This is a genomic window from Pseudoalteromonas apostichopi, assembly GCF_030297135.1.
In the GTDB taxonomy this organism is placed as follows: domain Bacteria; phylum Pseudomonadota; class Gammaproteobacteria; order Enterobacterales; family Alteromonadaceae; genus Pseudoalteromonas; species Pseudoalteromonas apostichopi.
Map to the genome: position 1 here is coordinate 646,007 of NZ_AP028066.1, position 22,205 is coordinate 668,211.

Genomic DNA, 22,205 nt, shown 5'->3' on the forward strand with positions numbered 1-22,205 from the left:
GTGCCATGAAAGCGCGTTTGGTTTTGCTCATTAGCTTTATACTATTGATTTTATTATATTCAACAACAATTAATGCAATGCCTAACAAAGAGTTTAATGAACTCAGACTTTCAATAAGGCAAAGCTATGCAAGCTCACCACAAGAAGGCCTAAAGTTTGTCAATGCCCTCATAGAAACTACCGAGCTAACATTAGAACAAAAGATTATTGCTACTAATTATAAAGCTTGGTTCTTATTAGAGACAGACGAGCTAGAACAAGCCATGGAAACCATTGTTAAGTACATGAATATGGTTTCTCAGTCTGATGAAAAAGACCTCATGTATGGCTATTTCAATATTTCCGGGGGTATTTATGCACGCTTAGGTCTATATGAAGAAGCCTTAGCTTACTATCGCGATGCCATGCCATTTGCACAATCTCGAGATGAACGTTTAGTTTATCAAACCGAAAATAATATCGCTTTGGTAAAGCTACGTTTAAACCGTTACAAAGAAGCTGCTGACTCGTTCACATACTATCGAGATTATGCCCGCAGTAAAAATCAAACTCTGAACGAATCATTTGCTAGTAATAACTTAGCGCTTGCTTTAATTGGATTAAAACAGTATTCAAACGCACTCAAGGTTATCAATGAAGCTATAGGGTTACAAAACCAACATAACTACACCACTCACCTTGCTTCAAGCCTAGTTATAAAAGCCAAAATATTACGTTTTCAAGGTTTTTTAGAAGACTCAGAAAAGGTACTAAACGAGGCTTCGACTGTTATTGAAAATAAAAAGCTTGAAAGTGAGCAACTTAATATCATTTTATGCTTAGCAGAAACGTATGAAGCACAAGGTCATACTGAGAAAGCGCTCGATACACTAGCATCCGTTAACATACAAGCTGTTAGCCATACTAATTTTGAAGTCCTATTATCGATTGCAAAATTAACTGCAGAGCTTTACGAACAACAAAAAATTTATGCAAATGCACTAAGCGCTTATAAACAATATTCGTACATTAATGAAGCTATTTTAACCAGACAAGCAAAAGTGAACCTAGCTAAAGCATTAGCGGAAGCTGATGTAGCCGCAAAAGAGGTAAGAATTTCTGAATTGACTCGTGCTGAACAAATAAAAGCGACGAAAGCCAATGCATTTAAAGATCTCACTATTGTTGTAAGTATATGTTTAGTAATTATTTTATTTGGCTCTTTTATCGCAATTAATAGTATCGACAAACAAAAACAAAAATTAGCTAAAGCATTAAAACAGTTAAAAGATACTCAAAATCATCTTATTGAAATAGAAAAAATAGCGTCTTTAACAGCACTAGTATCCGGTATGGCGCATCAACTTAATACCCCTATAGGCACCATAGTTACAGCAAGTTCATTAATAGATGATTACATGGAAGGTTTAGAAGAAAAATTTAAAGCCCGAGAGCTGTCTAGCAAGCATTTTCATAAATTTATTACCGATACCAATAGCGCTAAAGACCTTGTGATCAACAGTATTAATCGACTTGCCGGAATTGTAGAAGAATTTAAAGCGCTTAATGTGTCTATACACCTAGATAAACCGATGAGCAAAATACAGCTTTCAAGCTTTCTTAACCATCGTTTATGTCCTTTGAGCAAACATCTTGGTAAACAAATTGATTTTAAAATTCATGGCGATGAAGCAACTATTACTTCTTATCCAACTATTTTAAGTGATGTATTAAAAACCTTAGTTATTAATTCCTGTGAGCATGGCTTTGTTAATTCGGGTAAGGGAGTGGTCGAAGTTTCAGTCAAAGCGTTTACGCATGTGGTTGAAATTACCTATCAAGATAACGGTGTGGGAATCAGTGATGAAATTCTACATGAAATATTTACCCCTTTTTACACCACTAATCTAGGGGGTAATCACTTAGGGCTTGGTTTAAACGTGGTATTTAACGCAGTTAAATACAACCTAAGAGGTAAAATCGGCGCCGAGTCATGTAAACACGGCGCACGATTTGTTATTAGCCTACCAATCGATGCTCAATTAGTAGATGACACCAGCTATTAACCGGTATTACGCATACCTGCTGCAATACCTGTCATCGTGATCATCAAGGCATTATCAATATCACTTGCAGAGTTTTCATCAGCTTCACGTGAACGACGCAGTAACTCAACTTGTAATAAGTTAAGTGGATCTGTGTAAGGGTTACGAAGCGCGATTGACTCTTTGATCCAAGGCTGGTCTGCAAGTAAGCTCTTTTGTGGGCTAAGCGATTGAACAAGCTCAATAGCCTCACTCAATTCCTGACGTAACTTCACACCTAATGGCTTATATTGCTCAGTAACAAGTGCATCATCATAATGAGCACTTAACCATGTATCGGCTTTGCTAAATACCATCTCTAGCATCTCTAAACGAGCACGGAAGAATGGCCATTTTAAGCTCATTTCGTGAAGTGTTTCGATGCCATATTTATCTAAAGCAGCTTTAAGGCCTGTTAATGCACCTAACCAAGCTGGCAGCATTAAACGATTTTGGCTCCATGCAAAGATCCATGGAATAGCACGAAGGCTTTCTACACCCCCATTCGGGTTACGCTTAGCCGGGCGAGAGCCCAAAGGTAATTTTGAGAGCTCTTGTTCTGGCGTTGCCATTCTAAAGTAAGGAACAAAGTTTTCATCATGACGCACAACTTGACGGTAATGCTCGCATGAGTCTGCACTAATAAGATCCATAACATCACGCCATTCGCTCTTAGGCTCTGGCGGCGGCAATAAGTTACTCTCAAGTACCGCACCGGCATAAATATTTAAGCTTTGTAGTGCGACAGCAGGCAAACCAAACTTAAAGCGGATCATTTCACCTTGCTCTGTTACACGCAGGCCACCTTTTAATGAACCAGGAGGCTGAGAACGAAGCGCCTGTGCAGCTGGAGCGCCACCACGACCAACAGTACCACCACGGCCGTGGAATAAGATAAGCTCAATACCGCGCTCTTCGGCTAATTGAACGAGTTTATCCATTGCTTCATATTGTGCCCAACCAGCAGCCATCATGCCTGCATCTTTTGCTGAGTCTGAGTAGCCGATCATGACATTTTGCTGATTTTGAATATGACCACGGTACCAAGTGTTATCAAGTAAACATTCAATAACCTCTTTACCATTATTTAAGTCATCTAAGGTTTCAAATAACGGTGCAACCGGCAAGTTAAACTTGCAACCACTTTCTTTCAATAACAATTGTACTGCTAAGACATCGGATGCAGTGCGTGCCATGGAAATGATGTACAAGCCAAATGTTTGTGCGTCTTGCGCTGCTATCACATCAAACGTATCAAGTACTTCTTGTACTTCAGGGCTTGGCTGCCAATGTTTAGGTATTAGTGGTCTACGAGAGTTCAGCTCCGCAAGTAAGAATGCTTGTTTATCTTCTTCTTGCCATTGATGGTAATCTCCTAAACCTAAATAACGTGTTAGCTCTGAGAAAACATCACCATGACGTGACGAGTCCTGACGCACATCAAGTTTTGCAAGGCGCAAACCAAAGCTGTTAATGCGGCGCAGTACATCAAGTAGCAAACCGTCTGCCACCACTTTCATGTTGGTTTTAATTAGCGAGCGATAACACACTTCAATAGGGTGCTTAATTTGCGCAATATCGGTAATTAAATCTTCAGAGTCAGTGCGCTTTTTCTTAATTTTAGCGCCCAAATGCGTCACGGTTTCGGCAATTTGATTCTTTAATTTTTTAAGTACCGCACGGTAAGGTTCAAAGTCTTGCCCTGCAAGCTCAACTAATTCATCGCTTGCATCAGACATAGATAACTCATTACTTAGCGTCTCAATGTCACGCGAATACAAATCAAGTGCCATCCAACGGCCATGGTCTAGCACTTGCTGAGTGACTTCAGCGGTTACAAACGGGTTACCATCACGGTCACCACCCATCCATGAAGTAAATTCAATTGGGCTGAAATCAATCGGTAATTCAAGATCAAGCTCTGCTTTTACGTCTTCACCAAACTCGCGTAGAAAACGTGGAACGGCATGCCATAAGCTATTCTCAATAACTGCAAAACCCCATTTAGCTTCATCGATTGGCGTTGGGCGCGAACGACGAATATCGTCGGTATGCCAAGCTTGGCTAATAAGTTGGGCAATGCGATTTAATAAATCTGCACGTTCACTTGGTAAATTGTCTTTACGCTCTAAAGAGGCAAGACAATCACTTAATTCAACGTGTTTATTGATCATTGTACGGCGTGTCACCTCAGTTGGGTGAGCCGTGAGTACTAAATTGATGTGGAGTTTTGAGAGTGTTTGTGCCAAGTGATTAGGGTCCACTTGACCTTGCTTTGATGCAGTTGCTAACGCTTTTAATGTTTGAGTGAGAGGGTTTAGTTGGCAAAAACCAACATCATTAAAGCGCGAAACGGTATGAAATTGTTCTGCAACATTAGCAAGATTCAAAAAATGATTAAATGAGCGTGCAACCGGTAATAGTTCTTCATCTGTGAGAGCGTGTAGTACTTCGATAAGCGCTTGTCTGTCGGCTTCGTTACCACTACGTGACGATTTAGATAAAGCGCGAATCTCTTCTACCTTATCTAAAATGGCTTGTCCTTGTGCATCTTTAATGGTTTGACCCAGCATTTGTCCAAGCATACTAACATTACCGCGAAGTGCAGCGTATTGTTCACTCATTCTCATACTCCTTTCTTTAACTAAGTTGAAAGTACTTACTGCACAGTATTTAACCAAGCACGAGCGCAGCTAAATACTGATCCCTTTTATTAATATCATTGTCAGCGTTAATTTAATAGATCGAATTTTCTAACATACTCGTAAAAAAGAATAACCAATCTGTAAACATAAAAGTGTAATAAATACGCCGCCTAGTCAGATACTGTACTTTACAATATGGGCAATTGGTAAAATGGACTTACCAATTAAAATGATAAAATGCCTGTGAATTAAGGCATCTTTCATTTTTGTATGGTCAAATCTTTACCCGCCTTTTTTTATATGTTTCTAGGGTTAGATCAAGATAAACAGAGCTACTATCATTTTATTAGTTGGTGATAGTTTGAGCGAAAAAAAATTTCAAATATTTTTATAACAGGTCAAAAATGCAACTCTATATTTTGTGCGGTGCAAGCAGTGAAATCGCTAAAGCCTATTTCACTACTCTAAGAAAACAAATCAGAAGTGGTCATATCGTAACCATCAGTCGGGGTGAATTTAAGGCGCCTTTTGATGAAATATCAAACAAAGAGATCAGCCACCAGCATTTTATAACTGATTACTCAGAGCAAAGCCTAAGAGGAATTGCCGTAGAATTAACTAGTAACCAATATGATTTAGCACAATTGATGATATTTAACGGCCTGCTGCATGATCCAGATAATGCGCCTGAACGTAAACTTGAGCAAATATCTGAGCAGCACTTTATAAATAGCATGCATACAAACTCCCTACTGCCGATTCGCTGCGTGACTTTATTTTCATCGCTTTTAAAGCCGCATGTAGCAACGGTTGTATGTGCACTGAGTGCACGTGTTGGCAGCATTAGTGACAATAAATTAGGCGGTTGGTACAGCTATCGCGCATCTAAGGCGGCACTAAACATGTTATTTAAATCGGCAGCGATTGAGCTAAATAGACGTTATAAAAAATGCCACTGCGTTTTATTTCACCCAGGTACTACTGATACGCCATTATCTAAGCCCTTTCAAGCCAATGTGCCCGAAGGTAAGCTATTTACTCCTGAGTTTGTAGCCCAGCAGCTCTATTCATTTATAAGTGATAATGATTATTTACAACAATCACCCAGCCCTGCCTACTTTGACTGGCAAGGAAAACCCATAGACTGGTAACAGGACAATTATGCATTTTACAAAACAAGCCATTGCAGATCTAGAAAACCGCTACCGCGCCCATTTAATTAATAGTTTGTCGGGGTTTAAAAGTGCCAACTTAGTTGGCACACAAGATAATAATGGCCAAACTAATCTAGCTATCGTGAGTTCAGTATTTCATCTTGGGGCACATCCCCCCTTAGTGGGTATGATCATTAGGCCTCATTCAGTGCCTCGCCATACCCTAGAGAACTTATTAGCCACTAAGCAGTACACGATTAACCATGTGAACAAAAATATCTATGATAAAGCACATCAAACATCTGCACGCTACGACAAAGACGAATCTGAATTTGATGCTACAGGGCTTTGCACTGAATACCTAAATAACTTCACAGCACCTTTTGTTAAAGAGAGCAAGCTTAAATATGCACTTGAACTGAAAGAACACCACCACCTTGCCATTAATGGCACTGAGCTTATTATTGGAGAAATCACTGATATCTACTTAGATGAGGCTTGTTTGCAAGAAGACGGCTTTGTCGATATTGAAGCCATTGATACAGTCGCAGTTAGCGGGCTTGATAGTTACCATGTAACTGAACGTTTAGCCCGCTTAGCTTATGCTAAAAAGTAATCGCTAAATTTAAGCATTAGATTATGAATGGCTTAGGCGCATGGGTTAACACCTCAAAGCCAGACTCGGTGACAACTATGTCATCTTCAAGTCGCACACCACCATAGCCTGGTATATAAATGCCAGGTTCAATGGTGATCACATTACCTACTTCAAGGTTGTAATCTGTGAGTGTGTTGATAAATGGCACTTCATGTAAAAATAGCCCTAAACCATGGCCAAGGCCTTTTCCGGCGTATTCGCCAAACCCCGCATCCGCAATCACCTTATTTGACATAGCATTTAATTCTAAACAATTAACGCCCGGTTTAACCATTTCAAGTGCCGCATTTTGCGCATCAAGAACAGTATTATAAATACGGGTTTGTTTTTCTGACGCTTCGCCAATAATGTAACTACGAGTCATATCAGAGCGATAACCATTTACAACGGCACCAAAATCAAGTGTTACAAAGTCACCATGCTTTAAAACCTGATCTGATGGATTGCCATGCGGCAGTGCAGAACGTTCAGCAAACAGCATAATAGTTGCAAACGACATTCCTTCTGAACCTAGCTTTTGCATTCTATATTCAAGCTCTAAGGCAAGGTCTCGTTCAGTCACACCTGGTTTAAAATAAGGCAGCGTTTGTGCTAAGGCATCATCAGCAATAGCTGCAGCAGCTTTAATTTGCGCTACTTCCCAGCTATCTTTAACGCGTCTTAGCTTTTCTATTAGACCGTTTATGGCTGTTAGAGTGTGACCATTAAGCTCATCTGCAACACCTTGCCAAATTGCTACCGTGACATAACTTGCATCAAATGCGACATGGCTGTTTGGTTTAAGGTGCCTGTTAATACAATGACCAAGAGTTTCGTTGTCTCTATCTCTACAAACAACCTCAAATCCTGTTGTTTCTGCAATTGCACGTTGATGGTAACGATAATCTGTAATCAGCACACACGCATTTTGAGTAATTAATGCATAAGCAGCATTACCACTAAAACCACTTAAGTAACGAATATTTTCATGACCTAGTACTAACATGGCGCTGTAACCTTGTTGTTCTAGTAAGGCTTTAAATTCAGCTTGTCTTTTTAAGTAATTAACTTGCATTGTCGCTCCTTATTTTTTGCGCATGCTAACAGTTATGTACATAAATACGAATATTATGCGATTAGTCGCAGTGAGTTTGCATCAGGTGTTTACTCAAGCCACAATGCACAAAAAACCAAGGAGTACACAATGACAACATACGGTATTGGCACACAAACGCCAGAGCAGGCGCTTGACTCTTTGTCAGATATGACAACAGATTTAACCCCTATTCAAAATGACGAATTTCATGCGCGTATCGCAAAAGCACAAGCGTATATGCAAGCAAATAACATTGATGCAATATATTTAAATGCAGGCACTAACCTTGCTTATTTTACAGGTATGCGTTGGTACGCAAGTGAGCGTTTAGTTGGCGCTATTTTACCTGCTAAAGGTGATGTGCAATATATCGCACCGTTTTTTGAAATCGGCAGCTTAAACGACTTTATGGTGATTGATGGCCCAATTCGAGGCTGGCAAGAGCACGAAAACCCATACCAACTATGTGTTGAAGTACTGTCAGAAATGGGTATTAGCAAAAATGGCACCCTTGGTATTGATGAAAGCGCACAGTTTTTCATCTACGACGGCATTAATAAAGCTAATGGTAATTATAATATTGTTAACGCACAGTGCGTAACAGCTCACTGCCGCATGCATAAATCAGCCAATGAACTTGCCTTAATGCAACGTGCTATGGACATGACTTTAGAAGTACACAAAGCAACGGCGAGCATGCTTTATGAAGGTATCACCACTACTGAAGTAGAAGCCTTTATTAAAAAAGCCCACCAAAAAGTCGGTGCACCGGGTAACTATTTTTGTATTGTGCTATTTGGTGTTGCGTCGTCTTTCCCGCATGGCGTTAAAAACCCACAAACCCTTAAAAAAGGTGATGTGGTACTGATTGATACTGGCTGTAAAGTACATGATTACCTCTCTGACATTACCCGTACTTATGTATTTGGTGAAGCAACCGAACGTCAACGTATGTTTTGGCAACACGAGAAAAATGCCCAACTAGCCGCTTTTGCTGCAGCAAAAATTGGTGAGCCATGTGGCAAAGTAGATGATGCTGCAAGACAGTACTTAGCTGAAAATGGCCTGGGACCAGAATATCAAACACCAGGCTGCCCACACAGAACAGGCCATGGCATTGGTTTAGATATTCATGAATGGCCATACCTTGTTGGTGGTAACCCTACTCCACTCGCAACAGGTATGTGTTTTAGTAATGAACCTATGATTGTTGTACCTGATGAGTTTGGTATTCGCTTAGAAGATCATTTTTATATGACAGACGCAGGCCCGCGCTGGTTTACCGAGCCAGCTCATAGCATTGATGACCCATTTGGCCTAGCTAAATAAAATCTAAATAACTATTAAAAGGTCAGCTATCTGGCCTTTTTTTGTGTCTAAATTATTACATTTTTTAACAGTGTATATATTTTTGAGACAATCTATCAGCTTTTATCATGTTATGATTTTAACAATTTAACCTAACATAATTACGGAGAATAAATGGGTTTACGTTTTAAAGTTCCACATACCTTGATACTGCTGCTTGGCATGATGGTTGTTGCGCTTATTGCTACATGGTTAGTACCACAAGGTTTTTTCAGCACGACACTGAGTGAATCTGGCCGCGAAATGGTCGTTGCGGGTACCTATCAAACGGTTGCTGAACGCCATTACTTAACCCCATGGGATTTATTACAAGCCATACCTCGTGCATTTGCTGCTGCTCAAGATGTTATTTTCTTTGTCTTAATCGTTGGCGGCGTATTAGCTGTTGCACGTGCCACAGGCACTGTTGATGCACTCATTGGTAGGCTTTTAGAGCGACACGGTAAAAAGCCGCAGCGATTAATCTTTATGGTGGTGTTTTGCTTTGCCTTGGCATCAAGCAGTATCGGTACCGCCGGTGAATATATTCCTTTTGTTATTATTCTCGTTGCGCTGTGTAAAGCAATGCGCCTAGACGCAATGACTGCCGTAGGTATGATAGTAGCAGGTTATGGTATTGGTTATGGTGTATCGGCATTTAACCCATTTACCGTATTAATCGCACAGCAAATTGCAGGGATCCCAGTTTACTCTGGTCTGTGGTTACGTTTAGCTATATTTATTCCATTTGTGCTCATTGGTTTTCATCATGTTTGGCAATACACCAAAAAGGTAGCGAACGATCCGTCTAAATCGATGATGATTGGCGTGCCTTGCCCACTTGAAAATCAAACAGCAACAAGTTACCCAGCACTTGCCCTGCGCCATAAACTTATTTTAGGAAGTTTTATCATTACCCTTGCAATTGCAGTATGGGGTATAGCAACTAAAGGCTGGTACTTATACGAGCTAGGCGGTGTTTTTATCGCTTGGGGTGTCGTTGTAGCCATTTTAGGCAAACTATCTGCTGATGAAGCAGCAAACAAATTTATAGAGGGCGTGTCTGATCTTGTTACCACCGCAGTGTTAATTGGTGTTGCACGCGGTATCGCACTTATTTTAGAAGACGGTCAAATCCTGCATAGCCTTGTACATGGTATGTCGTTACCGCTTTCTTATGTATCAGCTGAAATATCAGCAATAGGCATGTTAGTTATTCAAACCTTACTTAATACCTTTATTCCATCAGGTTCAGGACAAGCTTATGTCACTATGCCATTGATGGCCCCACTAGGTGATTTAGTGGGTGTCCCAAGACAAGTTGCCGTGCTTGCTTATCAATTTGGTGATGGCTTTTCAAATATGATCATTCCGACCAATGCTGTACTGATGGGCATTTTAGGGATGGCAGGTGTGCCTTACGGCCATTGGTTTAGATTCTGTTTACCACTGCTGATTAAACTAATGGTCGCAGCATCAGTTGTATTAGTATTAGCTGTAATGTTTGGCTATGGCTTAGATGTGCAGCCCACACTTAATTAAGTTTGTTGTGTTTTGAGTTCTTTTTAGCAACACATTTTTGGATCAAATGAGTTGGAAATGAATGACAGCTCTTTACAAAGTCAGAGCTTCATCCGTAACTCACTGCTGCCCCAAAATAAGTTAGGTTAAATGCTCTAACTGCTGCTTTGAGCAATCAGGAAACGGTCCAAGCCCTACACATTGAATGATAAGTTAACGCATCTTTAATAATAGCTAGAAAATTTTGCTTAATGGGCTTACAACACCGTTTGCTCCTTGTTGTAAAACATGGGTGTAAATCTGTGTGGTTTTGACATCAGAATGGCCCAATTGTGCTTGAACGGTGCGAATATCGGCGCCACTTTGCAATAGGTGCGTTGCAAATGAATGGCGCAAGGTATGAGGCGTAATAACCTTTGTAATATTGGTTTGCTTTAATGCTTTTTTAATCGCTTTTCTAACACATGTAGGGTGGAAATGGTGGCGACGTATCTCGCCAGTTTCTGGGTCATCACTTAATTTGTAGGAAGGAAATAAGTATTGCCACGCTAGTGATTTATTAGCTGAGGGATATTTACGAGTTAAAGCGTTAGGCATCCACACACCTGCGTATCGCTCGTTTTGTAAATCTAATCTTAAATATTCTTCAACTTGCAAAATTTGATTTCTAAGTAATGGGATCAACTCCGTTGCAAGAGTAACTATACGATGCTTGTTGCCTTTTCCGTTCCAAATTTGAATGCATTTCTAATCAAAATCAATGTCCTTTACTCGCAATTGCACCGCCTCCATCACACGCAAACCACTTCCATACATTAACCCCGTGATTAAGTAATATCGCTTGGAAAGATGACTCATCAATTGCTTTACTTCATCAGGCGTCATCACTACAGGCTGCTTGGGTTGTCGATTACTTCGTGCAAAATTCAAGTTTAAAGAAAGCTCATTTTTGACAATATGTTTATATAAAAAAGCGAGCGCATTTAAAGCTGCACTTTGTGTTCTAGGTGACATATTACGTTTTAATACAATATGGTCTAAAAACGCTTTGACTTCTGCATCTCCCATTGAGCTTGGGTGACGTTTGTTGTGAAAGTGAATAAATTTTGCGATCCAACCTAAATAAGCATTAATTGTTCTTAATGAATACTGACGAGTGAGCATATAGTCTGCAATGTAGTTTAAATAAGGAGAGCGAGTTTTCATTTTCATTCCTTTGAAATGAAGCTGTATATATATACAGTTTTAGCTCAGTCGCTCGTATAGTCAAGAAAACGACCCAATCGCTCGTTTTTATCCTGAGGTAAAAGCGAGAACTCCTAAATTTTAATAACACTGGTAATTAGTTAACAAGTTTGTTAGAAATAATCTAATAAGAAAAACGAGCTACGCTGTGGTAGAAAAACGCGCGATTAGCTCGCTATAAACATGTTATGTGCCAAGGAGAGTGTGGGTGAAAGTTTTAGTCTTTTTGTTTTCTTTAATCTCTTTCCATTCTTTAGCTTGTAGTTGCATGGGATACGACATTGAAGAAGCATTTAAAGATTATCCAGTGGTTTTCTCTGGGGTCGTCGAATCGATCGATACCATAAAAGTGAAAGAAGATGGCTGGTTTAAGTATTCAAAGTTGAAAGCCGTCACTTTAGTTGTAGAGCAAAGTTATAAAGGAATTACTGCTGAAAAAATTAAGGTTACAACAAGAATGGATTCTGCTGCATGTGGTTTTCCATTCGAAGAAAAAGTTAAATATGTAGTATTTGCTATTCCTGATGAAAATGAGCTTTTTGTTGGTTCTTGTGGGCCGACTATCCATATGGAAAAACGTGAAGAATACTATGAACAGGAACGTCTGAGAGTAACACGTTTCTTGTCAAAGCAAATTGGCACATAACAAACGTTTCAAGAAAGGACGCAAAAAGCATGGCTTGCGCTCATTCTTCGCTTAATTATAGCCATGCATTTTACGCCTCTTAAACGGGTGTTATGTGCTTTCAGTAGTTGGCAAGAATCGAGTAAAGGAATACAAGTGAACTTTTTAGAATTAGATGTAAAACTTCAAGCAGCCATCGTTTCAGCTATTACTTCTCTTTTTATATTTGGACTAGGTTGGTTGTTTAAAGTCTTCCATGAAAATTATTCATTAAATTACAAACTTCAAAAAGAATATAAATTCGAACAAAAGAAATTACTAAAAGAAGAGATTGTGAAAACAAAAGTACCTTTGTTAAATGCCGCAGAGGAGTTTAACTACAGGATGTTTAATTTTAATAAAAATATTTCTAAGGGTTACCATAACATTAGTGAGAAAGAGTGGTTCCAGACAAACCAATACTACCTCAACAGCTTCATATATAGGTTTCTTGTTTTAATTCACTTCTGCATAAAAACAGAAGAAGACTTATTATCTATGGACTCAACGGTTGCAGATGAAGAAGATATTACTTTTTTACTTTATGTAAAAACATTTAAAAATATTTTTTGTGAATCCAACTTATTAACTGAATTGGGGTATAAGCAAGATGATGATTCGAACCACTTTTACCGTAATGAACTTAAAGGATTTAGCGGATGGGTAGTAAGTAACAACAAAGTTATTGAATTTGATGATTTAGTTCCTAAGTTAAAACACAGTTACGATCCGCTTAGACGAGTCATCGAGTATTTTTCTAAAATTGACAATGATGATAAAGATAAAACCTTAAATATACTTCGGTGTACACACCTTCTATCTATTTGCTTTTTAAACGAATTTGGACATTCCTATCAACAGACTGATAAAGGTAAAATAAAAAAATTAAATCAAAGCTATAAAGATAAAATCAAAATAAAGGCGAGCTTTCTTAACTTTTTAGATGATAGCAAGTTAAAGAAGAAAGTTTTATCAAACTTTAAAGCAGGCTTAGCCAATTAGCACATAACAAGCGCATTAAGCACGGGACTGCTAAAGTTTGGCTCGGTTCCGCTCCACTTCACATTTTAGCCAAACATTAATCAGCCCCTTATGCGGGCGTTATATGGCTAGTGAAAGTATGCAGAAAATTTTAGTCTCATTAGTATTTTTAGTTTCTAGCTTTGTGAACGCTGAAACCGATCCTTGTGAGTCAAATCAATATCCAGTTAAATGGAAATCCAATTTAAGCCATCCCGAATCTTACGAGCTACCTGCTATTTTCTATAAAACTAACAACTCAAAAGTTATTGTTTCTGTTTCAAAAGCAATAAACTTTGTTGAAAGAAATATGGCAACTCATAAGCCTTATTTAAAAAATGCAAAAGCATTCATAATTAATAGCTTGTCTGAATTGCCACCAAACAAACTTGTTGATCATTCAAGCCTTTGGATACCGACAGAAGGATTGCGTGGGCAAGAATTAAATAAAGCAATTCATGTTATGGCAGGTTACCAAGGATTATTCGAAGGAGTATTACTAAATAATGATGCATCGGTAAGTATTAATGAAAAAATGGTTTCCTCATCTAATACTGTGTATATGGTTGGTAAAGACCCAGAACCTGCCCATGGTTTAAATTATGTGCATAAACTTGTTGTTTCAAACTCTAATAACATAGTATTTTCTAAGTGTTGGCTAGACAGCAAATAGCCATATAACAAGTTACTCAAAAGGACGCAAAATGCTTGGCTTGTGCTCCTTCGTCGCTAAGTTTAGCCAAGCTACATTTTGCGCCCATTAGTAAGGCGTTATAAAGCACGGAAGTTTTGATGAAAGCCTCAACTATTGAGTTCACAAGTTATAGTGGTAATCAAACATATATTGAATCAATCAACTACGATTTAGACTATTTAAAAGTAGTAGTTGTCGCTGATTCTAATTTACGAATTGAAGTATGTTTTCATCAGCCAATCGGATTTAGGTGTCTTGATGAAGGTGATTTATTAGAATTTTGGGTAAGCAATCAAATAACTAGTAATTGGATTTTACAAATACATGATTCTGGTTGGTTAGCTCAAGAAAGTAATCGCGCTGGCTTCTTATCCAAAGACACTACGTTAAGTGAGTATTTGATTAAAGGCAGCAATGAGTGTTTAAATGTTCTAAGCACAGATAAGCCAGTAATAAGCTTGGTATAAATGCTTTATAACAAGCTAATAAATAAGGACAAAAAACAGTTGGCTGTTTACGTTCCTCAACATTTTAGCCAACAATTTTTTGCCCATTATTAGGGCGTTAGGCATACAAAGGTAGGCATTTGGCAAATTTCAAAACCCTTACGAAATGGCATGTTTTCCTCGGAATTCTGAGTCTTATTCTGTTTGGAATTCCCAATTTTTTAGCTGGAGATAATATTACTGAAGCTGGGAGGTTTTACTTGCCACTAATGAATGTGTTTTTTCCGTTACTGCACTTTTCAATTGCTTACGGGTGTAATATTCAATCTGAATTTGGAAGGCTAGCGTCAAGAACATGCGGCTTTTTGCTAATGCCTTTCTTTCCGTTCGGCACAATTATTGGATTTATTCTTTTTGAAAATACAAAGAAAAAGTTCCAGCTACAAGATGCCTAACAAGGCGCGTCACTCAGAAAACCTCTCGCTGGCCTTCGGCCAAAATACTCGTGTTTTCTGGTGCGCTTGGCGTTACTGATTAAATACTCTAACGTGTTTTTGTCCAAAAATGAGTTAAAACCTAGCGTTTTAACTCACTGAAATGAAAAGTTTAAGACTAACAACGTGTCTTTTTAAATTTAGTGTGGCTTTAAACTTTACGTTCTGTATAGCACTTTGATTACATGCCAACCAAAGCGCGTTTTAACTAGATGTGGCTCTAAGATTTCTCCGCTGAATGCTACTTTGTCAAACTGGGGCACCATTTGACCACGTCTGAATTCGCCCAAGTCGCCGCCTTTTTTACCCGACGGACAGGTTGAATGTTTTTTAGCTAGAGTCTGAAACTTAGCGCCTTTTTTAAGTTGCTTGATAATGTCTTCAGCTTGTTCTTTGTGCTTAACAAGAATGTGCAGTGCGTGCGCTGTATTTGCCATGGGAAATCTCGAAAATTAAAACGCGCATATTTTATCACGGCAATCACCACTGAGCCACTGCAGCTATTTATGTTTACCTGTTGCTTGCAAAAAACCTGTCACCAAACAAAATTGCGCTAAATAATAACTACCCATGATTGCGATATCTGCATGCGCTATTTCTAAATAAAAACGATTAAGGCCTAGTATAGAGTCTGATATTACAAACACTGCCCCACCTAACACTAAAAAACCGTTCGATTTATCCGTCATCCAAGTAATACTTGCCATTATGGTGAGCACCAATATATAAAAAATCACAGGAATGAGCAGGTCATTCAGGTTTGGGTAGAATAAGCAAAAAACGATGATGGCCAAAAATAGATAAAGGAGTACAACGTCTAGTCGCCAGTTTTTAATTGGCAACATAGTAATGATATAAAAAGCGTGGCTTACAAAAAATGCAGCTAAACCACCTATAAAAAGTTGCCCTGTATCAAAGGCTAACAACACATCACCTAGTGCTGAAAAACTAAGAGCGAATAATAAAGTAATAAAAGTTCGATTTTGTAACTGACTGCGCCCTTTTAACACCATCACAATCAACACACCGATTGGCAACGTTTTAAATAGCGCCATAAAAGGCTGAGGCAATGCCGGCATAAATAGCAGTAAAGCAATGTAAACTGTACTTAAGATTAGAAAGAGAATGTTCATATTCTTATTATTGTTATTTGTTCCCAATAACGAGAATAGCAAGCTTTACTTTAAATGTTTATAAAAAATGCTGCTTTTGTTTTTCGGACAATAACTTACACTTTGTTTGTTTGCCGAAAAACCGATAACGATGACGGCCAACCCAATCATACACACGATCGCGAAAGCCTTTTGGCAGTAGCTTGAACACGTTAGCGACAGAGAATGGAAAACCTAATTTCGTTGCGATAAATAATACAGCATCACTTTGTTTATATAGCTGGTTTTTATCAATCACTAACATTGAGGAAAGTGGATCTTTGACTTTATATGCCTTTAATAAACGCTCACCTTTATCGCTTTGCATGGGGCATAACTTAAAGGTAATTTGCTTATCAAAGCGAAGAATAAACCGCACACAAAAATGGCACAGATTGCACTGACCATCAAACAAAATGACTGGGCAGTGAGTACGCAAGTTTAACCGCTTACTTGTACAACTTGTTTACCTGTAAAACCACCAGCAAGTTGTTTATTTAAAGCAGCTGAAACAGCCTCAGCGGTAAAGTCTACGGCATGGATTTGCGGCAATTTGATCTCGCCTCGCGCTGCATTATCAAGTAATAAGTTACCCATAAAGCTTAATCTTTGCTGAGCACATAAACTGTTTGCAAGCCATGCACCACCTAACGATACAATGCCAATATTGGGAGCGCGTCTAAACATAAGTTCTTGTTCAAACTTAGGTAATTCATTTAAACAGGCGATGCGACCACAAAAACGCATTAGCTCAACGTTGCGAATGGTGGTATCGCCACCGATACAATCAAGCACCGCGTCAAAGCCCTGCGGACCAAGTTCACGACGAATTTTATCCTGGAGTTTAGGGTCATTATAATCAAACACAACATCAGCGCCTAATTGCTTAAGTAACTTATGATTGTGTTTGCTGGCAGTGGTAAACACAGTCGCACCACGTTGCTTAGCAAACTGAATAGCGAATTGGCCAACGCCGCCAGCACCGGCGTCAATAAACAGTGAATCCCCTTCGCTTAGCTGCAATTTATCAAGGGCGATTAATGCCGTCATACCTGAACAAGGTAAGGTTGCAGCGTCTGCCGGAGATACATTATCTGGCACTACAGATACTGCATAGTTAGGCACTGTAGTGTATTCAGATAACACACCTTGGTCACCAAGGCTGGCATGCCATACAACACGCGCACCAACACCAGGGAATACACCTTTATTTGCTTGAACAACCACCCCAACAGCGTCATGGCCCAAAACATGAGGGTAATGCCATTTGCAAAAGCCTTGCTTTGCAAAGTTGGCATCACCATGATTTAAGCCCACATATTCAACTTTAATCAAGAGCTCATTGCCTTCAGGGCTCGGTACTGGCACAGAAAGCTCAGATAACGCAATCGCGTCATTCGGCTCAATCAGTGCAAGCGCGCGCATTGTTGACGGAAGATCTGTAGTTTGTTGAATATGTGACATTTAATACTCTGGGTTAAAGGTTGTTTAGTTCAAAGCTCCAACGACCATTAAACGCTTGATAAGCACTTACTTTGGCCTGTAATGAAGCAATTGTTGAATCAACAGCGTTCTCTTGCGCTATTAAAACATCCTGTCTCGCATCTAACAACTCTAAGTAAGGAATTTGTCCTTCTTGATACATTGCTTGAGCTTGACCAAATGCTTTATTCGCATAATTAAAACGCTGATCAGCATAACTTAACTGTTGCTGCTGTTTGACTAGCCTTTGTAAAGTAAGTTCACTATCGCTAATGGCTTTTAATACTTTACTTTGGTAGTTACTGTAAGCGGCTTCACTTAAAAATTGCTGTGCATCACGCTGAGCTAATAATGCAGGATAGCTGAGCAATGACCATTCAACTTTTGGCGTTACTTGCCATTGTTGCACAGTATCTTCTAAACCATTACTGGTTAAGCTCACCACACCTGCAAACCCTGCCAAACTAATATCAGGCAGTAACGCTTTTGAGGCTGCAACACTCAATGAATAAGCCTGACTAAATTGATACAAGGCACTGGTGATATCGGGTCTCAGTGCCATTGCTTCACTCGCTTTACTAAACGACACGCTAAATTGGTGGCTGAGTAACTCAGGCTCTTCGACCAATGTTATGTCGCTTGCAAGTCGACCGGTTAGCACCGCAAGGGTTGCTAAGTCGCGATATTGCAAGTAACTAAGCTCAGGAATAAGCGCTTGTTGTTGCTTTAACTGCGCAAGGGTGCGGTTAAGATCAAGCTCATTCGTAACACCCTCTTCTACTCGCGCTTTTAGTACATCAATACTTTGCTCGAGTGCCTCGATTTGCATCTCAATGATAGCTTGCTTTTGCACATTACCTTGATAGCTGACATAGCCTTGCACCACAGCTGAAACCACTTCAACCTGTAATGCTCTTAGCTGCTCTGCTTGGTTTAATGCGCCCGCATTAGCAGCATCGACTAACGCGGTAATACGGCCGAACAAATCAAGCTGCCAATTAACATTAACCCCAGCGTTTGATTGACGTGTAATAACGCCATCTAAGCTGCTGCGCTCTGCACCTACGCTTAGGCTGCCCTGCGGATAATATTCCGCGCGGGCTGCACCTAAACGGGCAATGGCTGCATCAAGTTGAAGTTGACTGGTTTTTAGGTCGTGATTCATTGCTAATGCATCAGTCACTAAATTATTTAACTGGGTTGAATCTAAACGACGCCACCAGTTATTCTCGCTCGCGCCTTCGTTTTGTTCACCAATTTGTGTATCACTTACAAATTGCGTCAGGCTAACTTGCTGCTCTTGCATATCTACGCTTTGTGCGCAGCCAGCTAATACACCGGCTAACAGCATTGCACTTAAAACTTTGCCCTGTTTAAAGATTGCATGAAGAGGCTTATGCATCATCTTGCTCCTTCTGCGATTTTTTCGTTACTAACATATAAAACACCGGTGTGAACAATAAACCGAACACGGTTACACCAATCATGCCTGAGAATACAGCGTTACCCATGGCATGACGCATCTCTGCACCTGCGCCTGTGGCTAAAACAAGGGGTATAACACCTGCTGTAAAAGCAATTGACGTCATTAAAATTGGACGAAGTCGTAAGCGACACGCTTTAATAATTGCTTCAAGATGTGTCATCCCACCTTTATGCTGATCTCGTGCAAACTCAACCATTAAGATGGCATTCTTACTTGCTAGTGCAACGAGTACAATTAATGCAATTTGCGTAAAGATGTTGTTGTCATCACCTACAAGCCACACACCTAACAAGGCCGAGAAAATAGTCATAGGCACAATCAAAATAATCGCCAGAGGTAGTCTTAAGCTCTCGTATTGGGCAGCAAGTACCATGAACACGAGCAATACAACGAGTGGGAAAACATACACCATGGTATTACCCGCTAATATTTGCTGATAGGTTACTTCTGTCCACTCAAACTCAATACCATTAGGTAATGTTTCTGCAAGAATTGCTTCAATCGCATGCTGCGCTTGGTCAGAGCTATAACCTGGCGCTGGGCTACCATTTAGTTCAGCTGTAGGGTAACCGTTATAGTGCATTACACGATCTGGCCCTGTTGTTGGCGTGACCGTTAATACAGAACCTAATGGCACCATCTCACCCATGCGGTTACGCACTTTAAGATTCAAAATTTGCTCAGGATCTTGGCGGTAATCAGCATCAGCTTGTGCATTAACCTGATAAGTTCGACCAAACAAGTTAAAGTCATTCACATACATCGAACCTAAGTACACTTGTAAGGCATTGAATACTTCATCAAGTGGAATACCTTGAATCAGCGCTTGCTCACGGTCAATGTCGATATCCATTTGTGGCACTTGAATTCTAAAGCTTGAGTAAAGGCCCATTAATGCAGGGTCTTGCTGAGCTTTAGCAATGGTTGCTTGTAAGCTATTAAAGAGTGCTTCAAAGCCTTTATTAGCACGGTCTTCAATTTGTAGTTTAAAGCCACCAGTTGTACCTAAACCTTGAATTGGCGGTGGCGGGAATACCGCAACAAATGCTTCATCAATAGCGGCAAATTTTTGATTTAACTGAGCCGCAATCGCCATTGCTGACATACTCGGATCTTGACGCTCTTCAAAAGGTGCAAGCGGAGTAAACACAATGCCGCTATTAGGGCTATTGGTGAAACCATTAACAGATAAACCAGGAAACGACACCGTATTTGCAACACCCGGTACTTGTAATGCAATTTTTTCCATTTCTTGCACGACTTCTTGGGTTCTATCTAAGCTTGCCGCATCAGGTAACTGTGCAACAGCCACTAAATATTGCTTATCTTGCTGTGGAATAAAGCCACCCGGTACAGCATCAAATAATTTAACTGTGCCACCAACAAGCGCAATGTAGGCAACTAATACAATCACACTCATGCGAATCAGTTTTTGTACCAGCTTTTCGTAGCCATTTGCACCTTTATCAAACAAGCGATTAAAAGGCTTAAATAGCCAATTACCAAATACACGGTTTAATAGCTTAGTTAAACGGTCTGGTTTTGCATCATGACCTTTTAATAACAATGCCGATAACGCAGGCGATAGTGTTAATGAGTTAAATGCTGAGATAATCGTTGAAATAGTAATAGTTAACGCAAATTGCTTATAAAACTGACCAGATAAACCAGTAATAAATGCCGTTGGAATAAATACCGCACACAGTACAAGTGCAATGGCGATAATTGGCCCTGTTACTTCTGTCATGGCAACACGGGTTGCTTCGAGTGGCGATAAGCCTTGCTCAATATTACGCTCAACGTTTTCAACTACAACAATGGCATCATCAACAACAATACCAATGGCTAGAACCAAGCCGAATAACGATAAGGTATTGATTGAAACGCCAAGCCATTGCATAACTGCAAACGTACCAATTAAAGACACCGGTACTGCAATCAGAGGGATAACCGATGCACGCCACGTCTGTAAGAACACCACTACAACGATTACAACTAGCGCGATTGCTTCTAGTAGCGTTTTGATAACAGCATCGATAGAACCGCGTACGAAAATTGTTGGATCATAAACAATGTCATATTCAACACCCGCCGGAAAATCTTTCGATAATAGCTTCATGGTTTCACGCACTTGGTCCGAAAGCTCAATCGCATTAGAACCTGGGCGTTGAAATACTGGCATAGCAAGAGCTGGCTGACCATCGAGCATTGCCCTTAATGCATAGGTGTCTTGTCCTAACTCAAGGCGTGCAACATCACTTAAGCGTGTAAGCTGACCTTGTTCACCTACTTTGATGATCACATTTTCAAATTCTTCTTGTGAGCTTAAGCGCCCTTTTACGTTCATCAGAATTTGAAACTGATTTGTTTTCGATGTAGGTTGTGCACCTAAACTACCCGCGGCAACTTGCTGGTTTTGCGCACGTAGTGCATTAACTACATCCATGGCAGTTAAATCACGTGCCGATAGTGCATCGGGGTTTAACCATACGCGCATTGAGTATTGACCACCACCAAACATACGTACATCACCCACACCCGGAAGACGTGCAATTTGGTCTTTGATATACAAGTCAGCATAGTTCGCTAAGTAAGTTGTATCATGCGTTTTTTCTGGTGAGTATAAATGCACTACCATGGTTAAATCTGGTGATGATTTTTCTGCTACGACGCCTAAACGCTGAACTTCTTGTGGTAAGCGTGGCAGTGCACTGTTTACACGGTTTTGCACTTGTACTTGTGCTCGGTCTAAGTCAGTTCCTAACGCAAAGGTAACTGTTAACGTCATACGGCCATCACTGGTTGCTTGCGAAAACATATACAACATGTTTTCAGTACCATTGATTTCTTGCTCAAGAGGTGTTGCAACAGTCTCAGCAATAACCGTTGGGTTTGCACCTGGGTAACTTGCTGTAACAACAACCGTTGGCGGCACCACCTCTGGATACTCACTCACTGGCAATTGAAATAACGAAATTGCCCCTGCGATGAGAAAGATAAGCGACAGCATCGCTGCAAAGATGGGTCGCTGGATAAAAAAGTGTGAAAATTTCATTTTGA

Annotated in this window: 17 protein-coding genes and 1 pseudogene; 9 read left to right on the top strand and 9 right to left on the bottom strand. The window is 39.9% G+C overall.

Annotated features, from left to right (window positions below; all coding sequences use genetic code 11):
• The first annotated feature begins 5 nt into the window (after positions 1 to 5).
• Positions 6 to 2,045 carry a tetratricopeptide repeat-containing sensor histidine kinase gene (locus QUE86_RS18880; RefSeq protein ID WP_286260541.1) on the top strand — a complete coding sequence of 680 codons (2,040 nt, stop codon included), beginning with the start codon at positions 6 to 8 and terminating at the stop codon, positions 2,043 to 2,045.
• On the opposite strand, the gene ppc is transcribed toward QUE86_RS18880, so the two are convergent.
• Positions 2,042 to 4,687, bottom strand: coding sequence for a phosphoenolpyruvate carboxylase (gene ppc / locus QUE86_RS18885; RefSeq protein WP_167657264.1), 2,646 nt, complete (start codon positions 4,685 to 4,687; stop codon positions 2,042 to 2,044). The two genes, QUE86_RS18880 and ppc, sit on opposite strands and share 4 nt — an antisense overlap.
• 425 nt (positions 4,688 to 5,112) lie before the next feature.
• On the opposite strand from ppc, the gene QUE86_RS18890 reads away from it, so the two are divergent.
• Both QUE86_RS18890 and QUE86_RS18895 read left to right on the top strand, forming a co-directional pair.
• Positions 5,113 to 5,859, top strand: a complete 747-nt coding sequence (locus tag QUE86_RS18890) for an SDR family NAD(P)-dependent oxidoreductase (RefSeq protein ID WP_286260542.1) — start codon at positions 5,113 to 5,115, stop codon at positions 5,857 to 5,859.
• Positions 5,860 to 5,869: 10 nt separating this feature from the next.
• Positions 5,870 to 6,478: a flavin reductase family protein gene (locus QUE86_RS18895; protein ID WP_250662136.1), complete on the top strand. Its 609-nt coding sequence runs from the start codon at positions 5,870 to 5,872 to the stop codon at positions 6,476 to 6,478.
• A gap of 16 nt (positions 6,479 to 6,494) precedes the next feature.
• Here QUE86_RS18895 and QUE86_RS18900 read toward each other — a convergent pair whose 3' ends face one another.
• Positions 6,495 to 7,574 carry a M24 family metallopeptidase gene (locus QUE86_RS18900; RefSeq protein WP_286260543.1) on the bottom strand — a complete coding sequence of 360 codons (1,080 nt, stop codon included), beginning with the start codon at positions 7,572 to 7,574 and terminating at the stop codon, positions 6,495 to 6,497.
• Between the two features lie 129 nt (positions 7,575 to 7,703).
• Between QUE86_RS18900 and QUE86_RS18905 the strand changes: the two genes are divergently transcribed.
• Together QUE86_RS18905 and QUE86_RS18910 are read left to right on the top strand one after the other, a co-directional pair.
• Positions 7,704 to 8,924, top strand: coding sequence for a M24 family metallopeptidase (locus QUE86_RS18905; RefSeq protein ID WP_286260544.1), 1,221 nt, complete (start codon positions 7,704 to 7,706; stop codon positions 8,922 to 8,924).
• A gap of 153 nt (positions 8,925 to 9,077) precedes the next feature.
• The gene (locus tag QUE86_RS18910) at positions 9,078 to 10,484 is read left to right on the top strand and encodes a YfcC family protein (RefSeq protein WP_167657259.1); all 1,407 of its coding nucleotides are present in this window, start codon (positions 9,078 to 9,080) and stop codon (positions 10,482 to 10,484) included.
• Positions 10,485 to 10,697: 213 nt separating this feature from the next.
• Here the strand turns inward: QUE86_RS18910 and QUE86_RS18915 are convergent.
• Positions 10,698 to 11,669 (bottom strand): annotated as a pseudogene (locus QUE86_RS18915) (integron integrase).
• Between the two features lie 247 nt (positions 11,670 to 11,916).
• Here QUE86_RS18915 and QUE86_RS18920 point away from each other — a divergent pair.
• The 4 genes from QUE86_RS18920 (at position 11,917) to QUE86_RS18935 (ending at position 14,553) form a co-directional block, all read left to right on the top strand.
• Entirely contained in the window at positions 11,917 to 12,354 is a 438-nt protein-coding gene (locus QUE86_RS18920) for a hypothetical protein (protein WP_286260545.1), read from the top strand.
• A gap of 135 nt (positions 12,355 to 12,489) precedes the next feature.
• Positions 12,490 to 13,374: a hypothetical protein gene (locus QUE86_RS18925; protein WP_286260546.1), complete on the top strand. Its 885-nt coding sequence runs from the start codon at positions 12,490 to 12,492 to the stop codon at positions 13,372 to 13,374.
• Positions 13,375 to 13,477: 103 nt separating this feature from the next.
• Positions 13,478 to 14,065 carry a hypothetical protein gene (locus tag QUE86_RS18930; RefSeq protein ID WP_167659250.1) on the top strand — a complete coding sequence of 196 codons (588 nt, stop codon included), beginning with the start codon at positions 13,478 to 13,480 and terminating at the stop codon, positions 14,063 to 14,065.
• A 119-nt stretch (positions 14,066 to 14,184) separates the two neighbouring features.
• Positions 14,185 to 14,553: a hypothetical protein gene (locus QUE86_RS18935; RefSeq protein WP_055199149.1), complete on the top strand. Its 369-nt coding sequence runs from the start codon at positions 14,185 to 14,187 to the stop codon at positions 14,551 to 14,553.
• A 631-nt stretch (positions 14,554 to 15,184) separates the two neighbouring features.
• Here the strand turns inward: QUE86_RS18935 and ppiC are convergent.
• The 6 genes from ppiC to QUE86_RS18965 form a co-directional block, all read right to left on the bottom strand.
• Positions 15,185 to 15,463 (bottom strand): peptidylprolyl isomerase PpiC, encoded by a 279-nt coding sequence (gene ppiC / locus QUE86_RS18940; RefSeq protein WP_055021968.1) that lies wholly within the window; start codon positions 15,461 to 15,463, stop codon positions 15,185 to 15,187.
• A gap of 63 nt (positions 15,464 to 15,526) precedes the next feature.
• Complete coding sequence (locus QUE86_RS18945) at positions 15,527 to 16,159, bottom strand: lysoplasmalogenase (protein WP_286260547.1); 633 nt, start codon at positions 16,157 to 16,159, stop codon at positions 15,527 to 15,529.
• A 58-nt stretch (positions 16,160 to 16,217) separates the two neighbouring features.
• Complete coding sequence (locus QUE86_RS18950) at positions 16,218 to 16,616, bottom strand: thiol-disulfide oxidoreductase DCC family protein (protein WP_353506596.1); 399 nt, start codon at positions 16,614 to 16,616, stop codon at positions 16,218 to 16,220.
• 2 nt (positions 16,617 to 16,618) lie between these two features.
• Positions 16,619 to 17,641, bottom strand: a complete 1,023-nt coding sequence (locus QUE86_RS18955; RefSeq protein ID WP_130052463.1) for a zinc-binding dehydrogenase — start codon at positions 17,639 to 17,641, stop codon at positions 16,619 to 16,621.
• A 13-nt stretch (positions 17,642 to 17,654) separates the two neighbouring features.
• Positions 17,655 to 19,061, bottom strand: a complete 1,407-nt coding sequence (locus QUE86_RS18960) for a TolC family protein (RefSeq protein WP_286260837.1) — start codon at positions 19,059 to 19,061, stop codon at positions 17,655 to 17,657.
• Entirely contained in the window at positions 19,054 to 22,200 is a 3,147-nt protein-coding gene (locus QUE86_RS18965) for an efflux RND transporter permease subunit (RefSeq protein WP_286260548.1), read from the bottom strand. The genes QUE86_RS18960 and QUE86_RS18965 overlap by 8 nt, the downstream gene beginning before the upstream one ends.
• Between the last annotated feature and the right edge of the window lie 5 nt (positions 22,201 to 22,205).

What these genes read in the sequence shown, in the direction of transcription:
- QUE86_RS18880 (WP_286260541.1), top strand. Translation starts at nt 6, where the DNA reads ATGAAAGCGCGTTTGGTTTTGCTCATTAGCTTTATACTATTGATTTTA.
- ppc (WP_167657264.1), bottom strand. Translation starts at nt 4,687, where the DNA reads ATGAGTGAACAATACGCTGCACTTCGCGGTAATGTTAGTATGCTTGGA.
- QUE86_RS18890 (WP_286260542.1), top strand. Translation starts at nt 5,113, where the DNA reads ATGCAACTCTATATTTTGTGCGGTGCAAGCAGTGAAATCGCTAAAGCC.
- QUE86_RS18895 (WP_250662136.1), top strand. Translation starts at nt 5,870, where the DNA reads ATGCATTTTACAAAACAAGCCATTGCAGATCTAGAAAACCGCTACCGC.
- QUE86_RS18900 (WP_286260543.1), bottom strand. Translation starts at nt 7,574, where the DNA reads ATGCAAGTTAATTACTTAAAAAGACAAGCTGAATTTAAAGCCTTACTA.
- QUE86_RS18905 (WP_286260544.1), top strand. Translation starts at nt 7,704, where the DNA reads ATGACAACATACGGTATTGGCACACAAACGCCAGAGCAGGCGCTTGAC.
- QUE86_RS18910 (WP_167657259.1), top strand. Translation starts at nt 9,078, where the DNA reads ATGGGTTTACGTTTTAAAGTTCCACATACCTTGATACTGCTGCTTGGC.
- QUE86_RS18930 (WP_167659250.1), top strand. Translation starts at nt 13,478, where the DNA reads ATGGCTAGTGAAAGTATGCAGAAAATTTTAGTCTCATTAGTATTTTTA.
- QUE86_RS18935 (WP_055199149.1), top strand. Translation starts at nt 14,185, where the DNA reads ATGAAAGCCTCAACTATTGAGTTCACAAGTTATAGTGGTAATCAAACA.
- ppiC (WP_055021968.1), bottom strand. Translation starts at nt 15,463, where the DNA reads ATGGCAAATACAGCGCACGCACTGCACATTCTTGTTAAGCACAAAGAA.
- QUE86_RS18945 (WP_286260547.1), bottom strand. Translation starts at nt 16,159, where the DNA reads ATGAACATTCTCTTTCTAATCTTAAGTACAGTTTACATTGCTTTACTG.
- QUE86_RS18955 (WP_130052463.1), bottom strand. Translation starts at nt 17,641, where the DNA reads ATGTCACATATTCAACAAACTACAGATCTTCCGTCAACAATGCGCGCG.
- QUE86_RS18960 (WP_286260837.1), bottom strand. Translation starts at nt 19,061, where the DNA reads ATGCATAAGCCTCTTCATGCAATCTTTAAACAGGGCAAAGTTTTAAGT.
- QUE86_RS18965 (WP_286260548.1), bottom strand. Translation starts at nt 22,200, where the DNA reads ATGAAATTTTCACACTTTTTTATCCAGCGACCCATCTTTGCAGCGATG.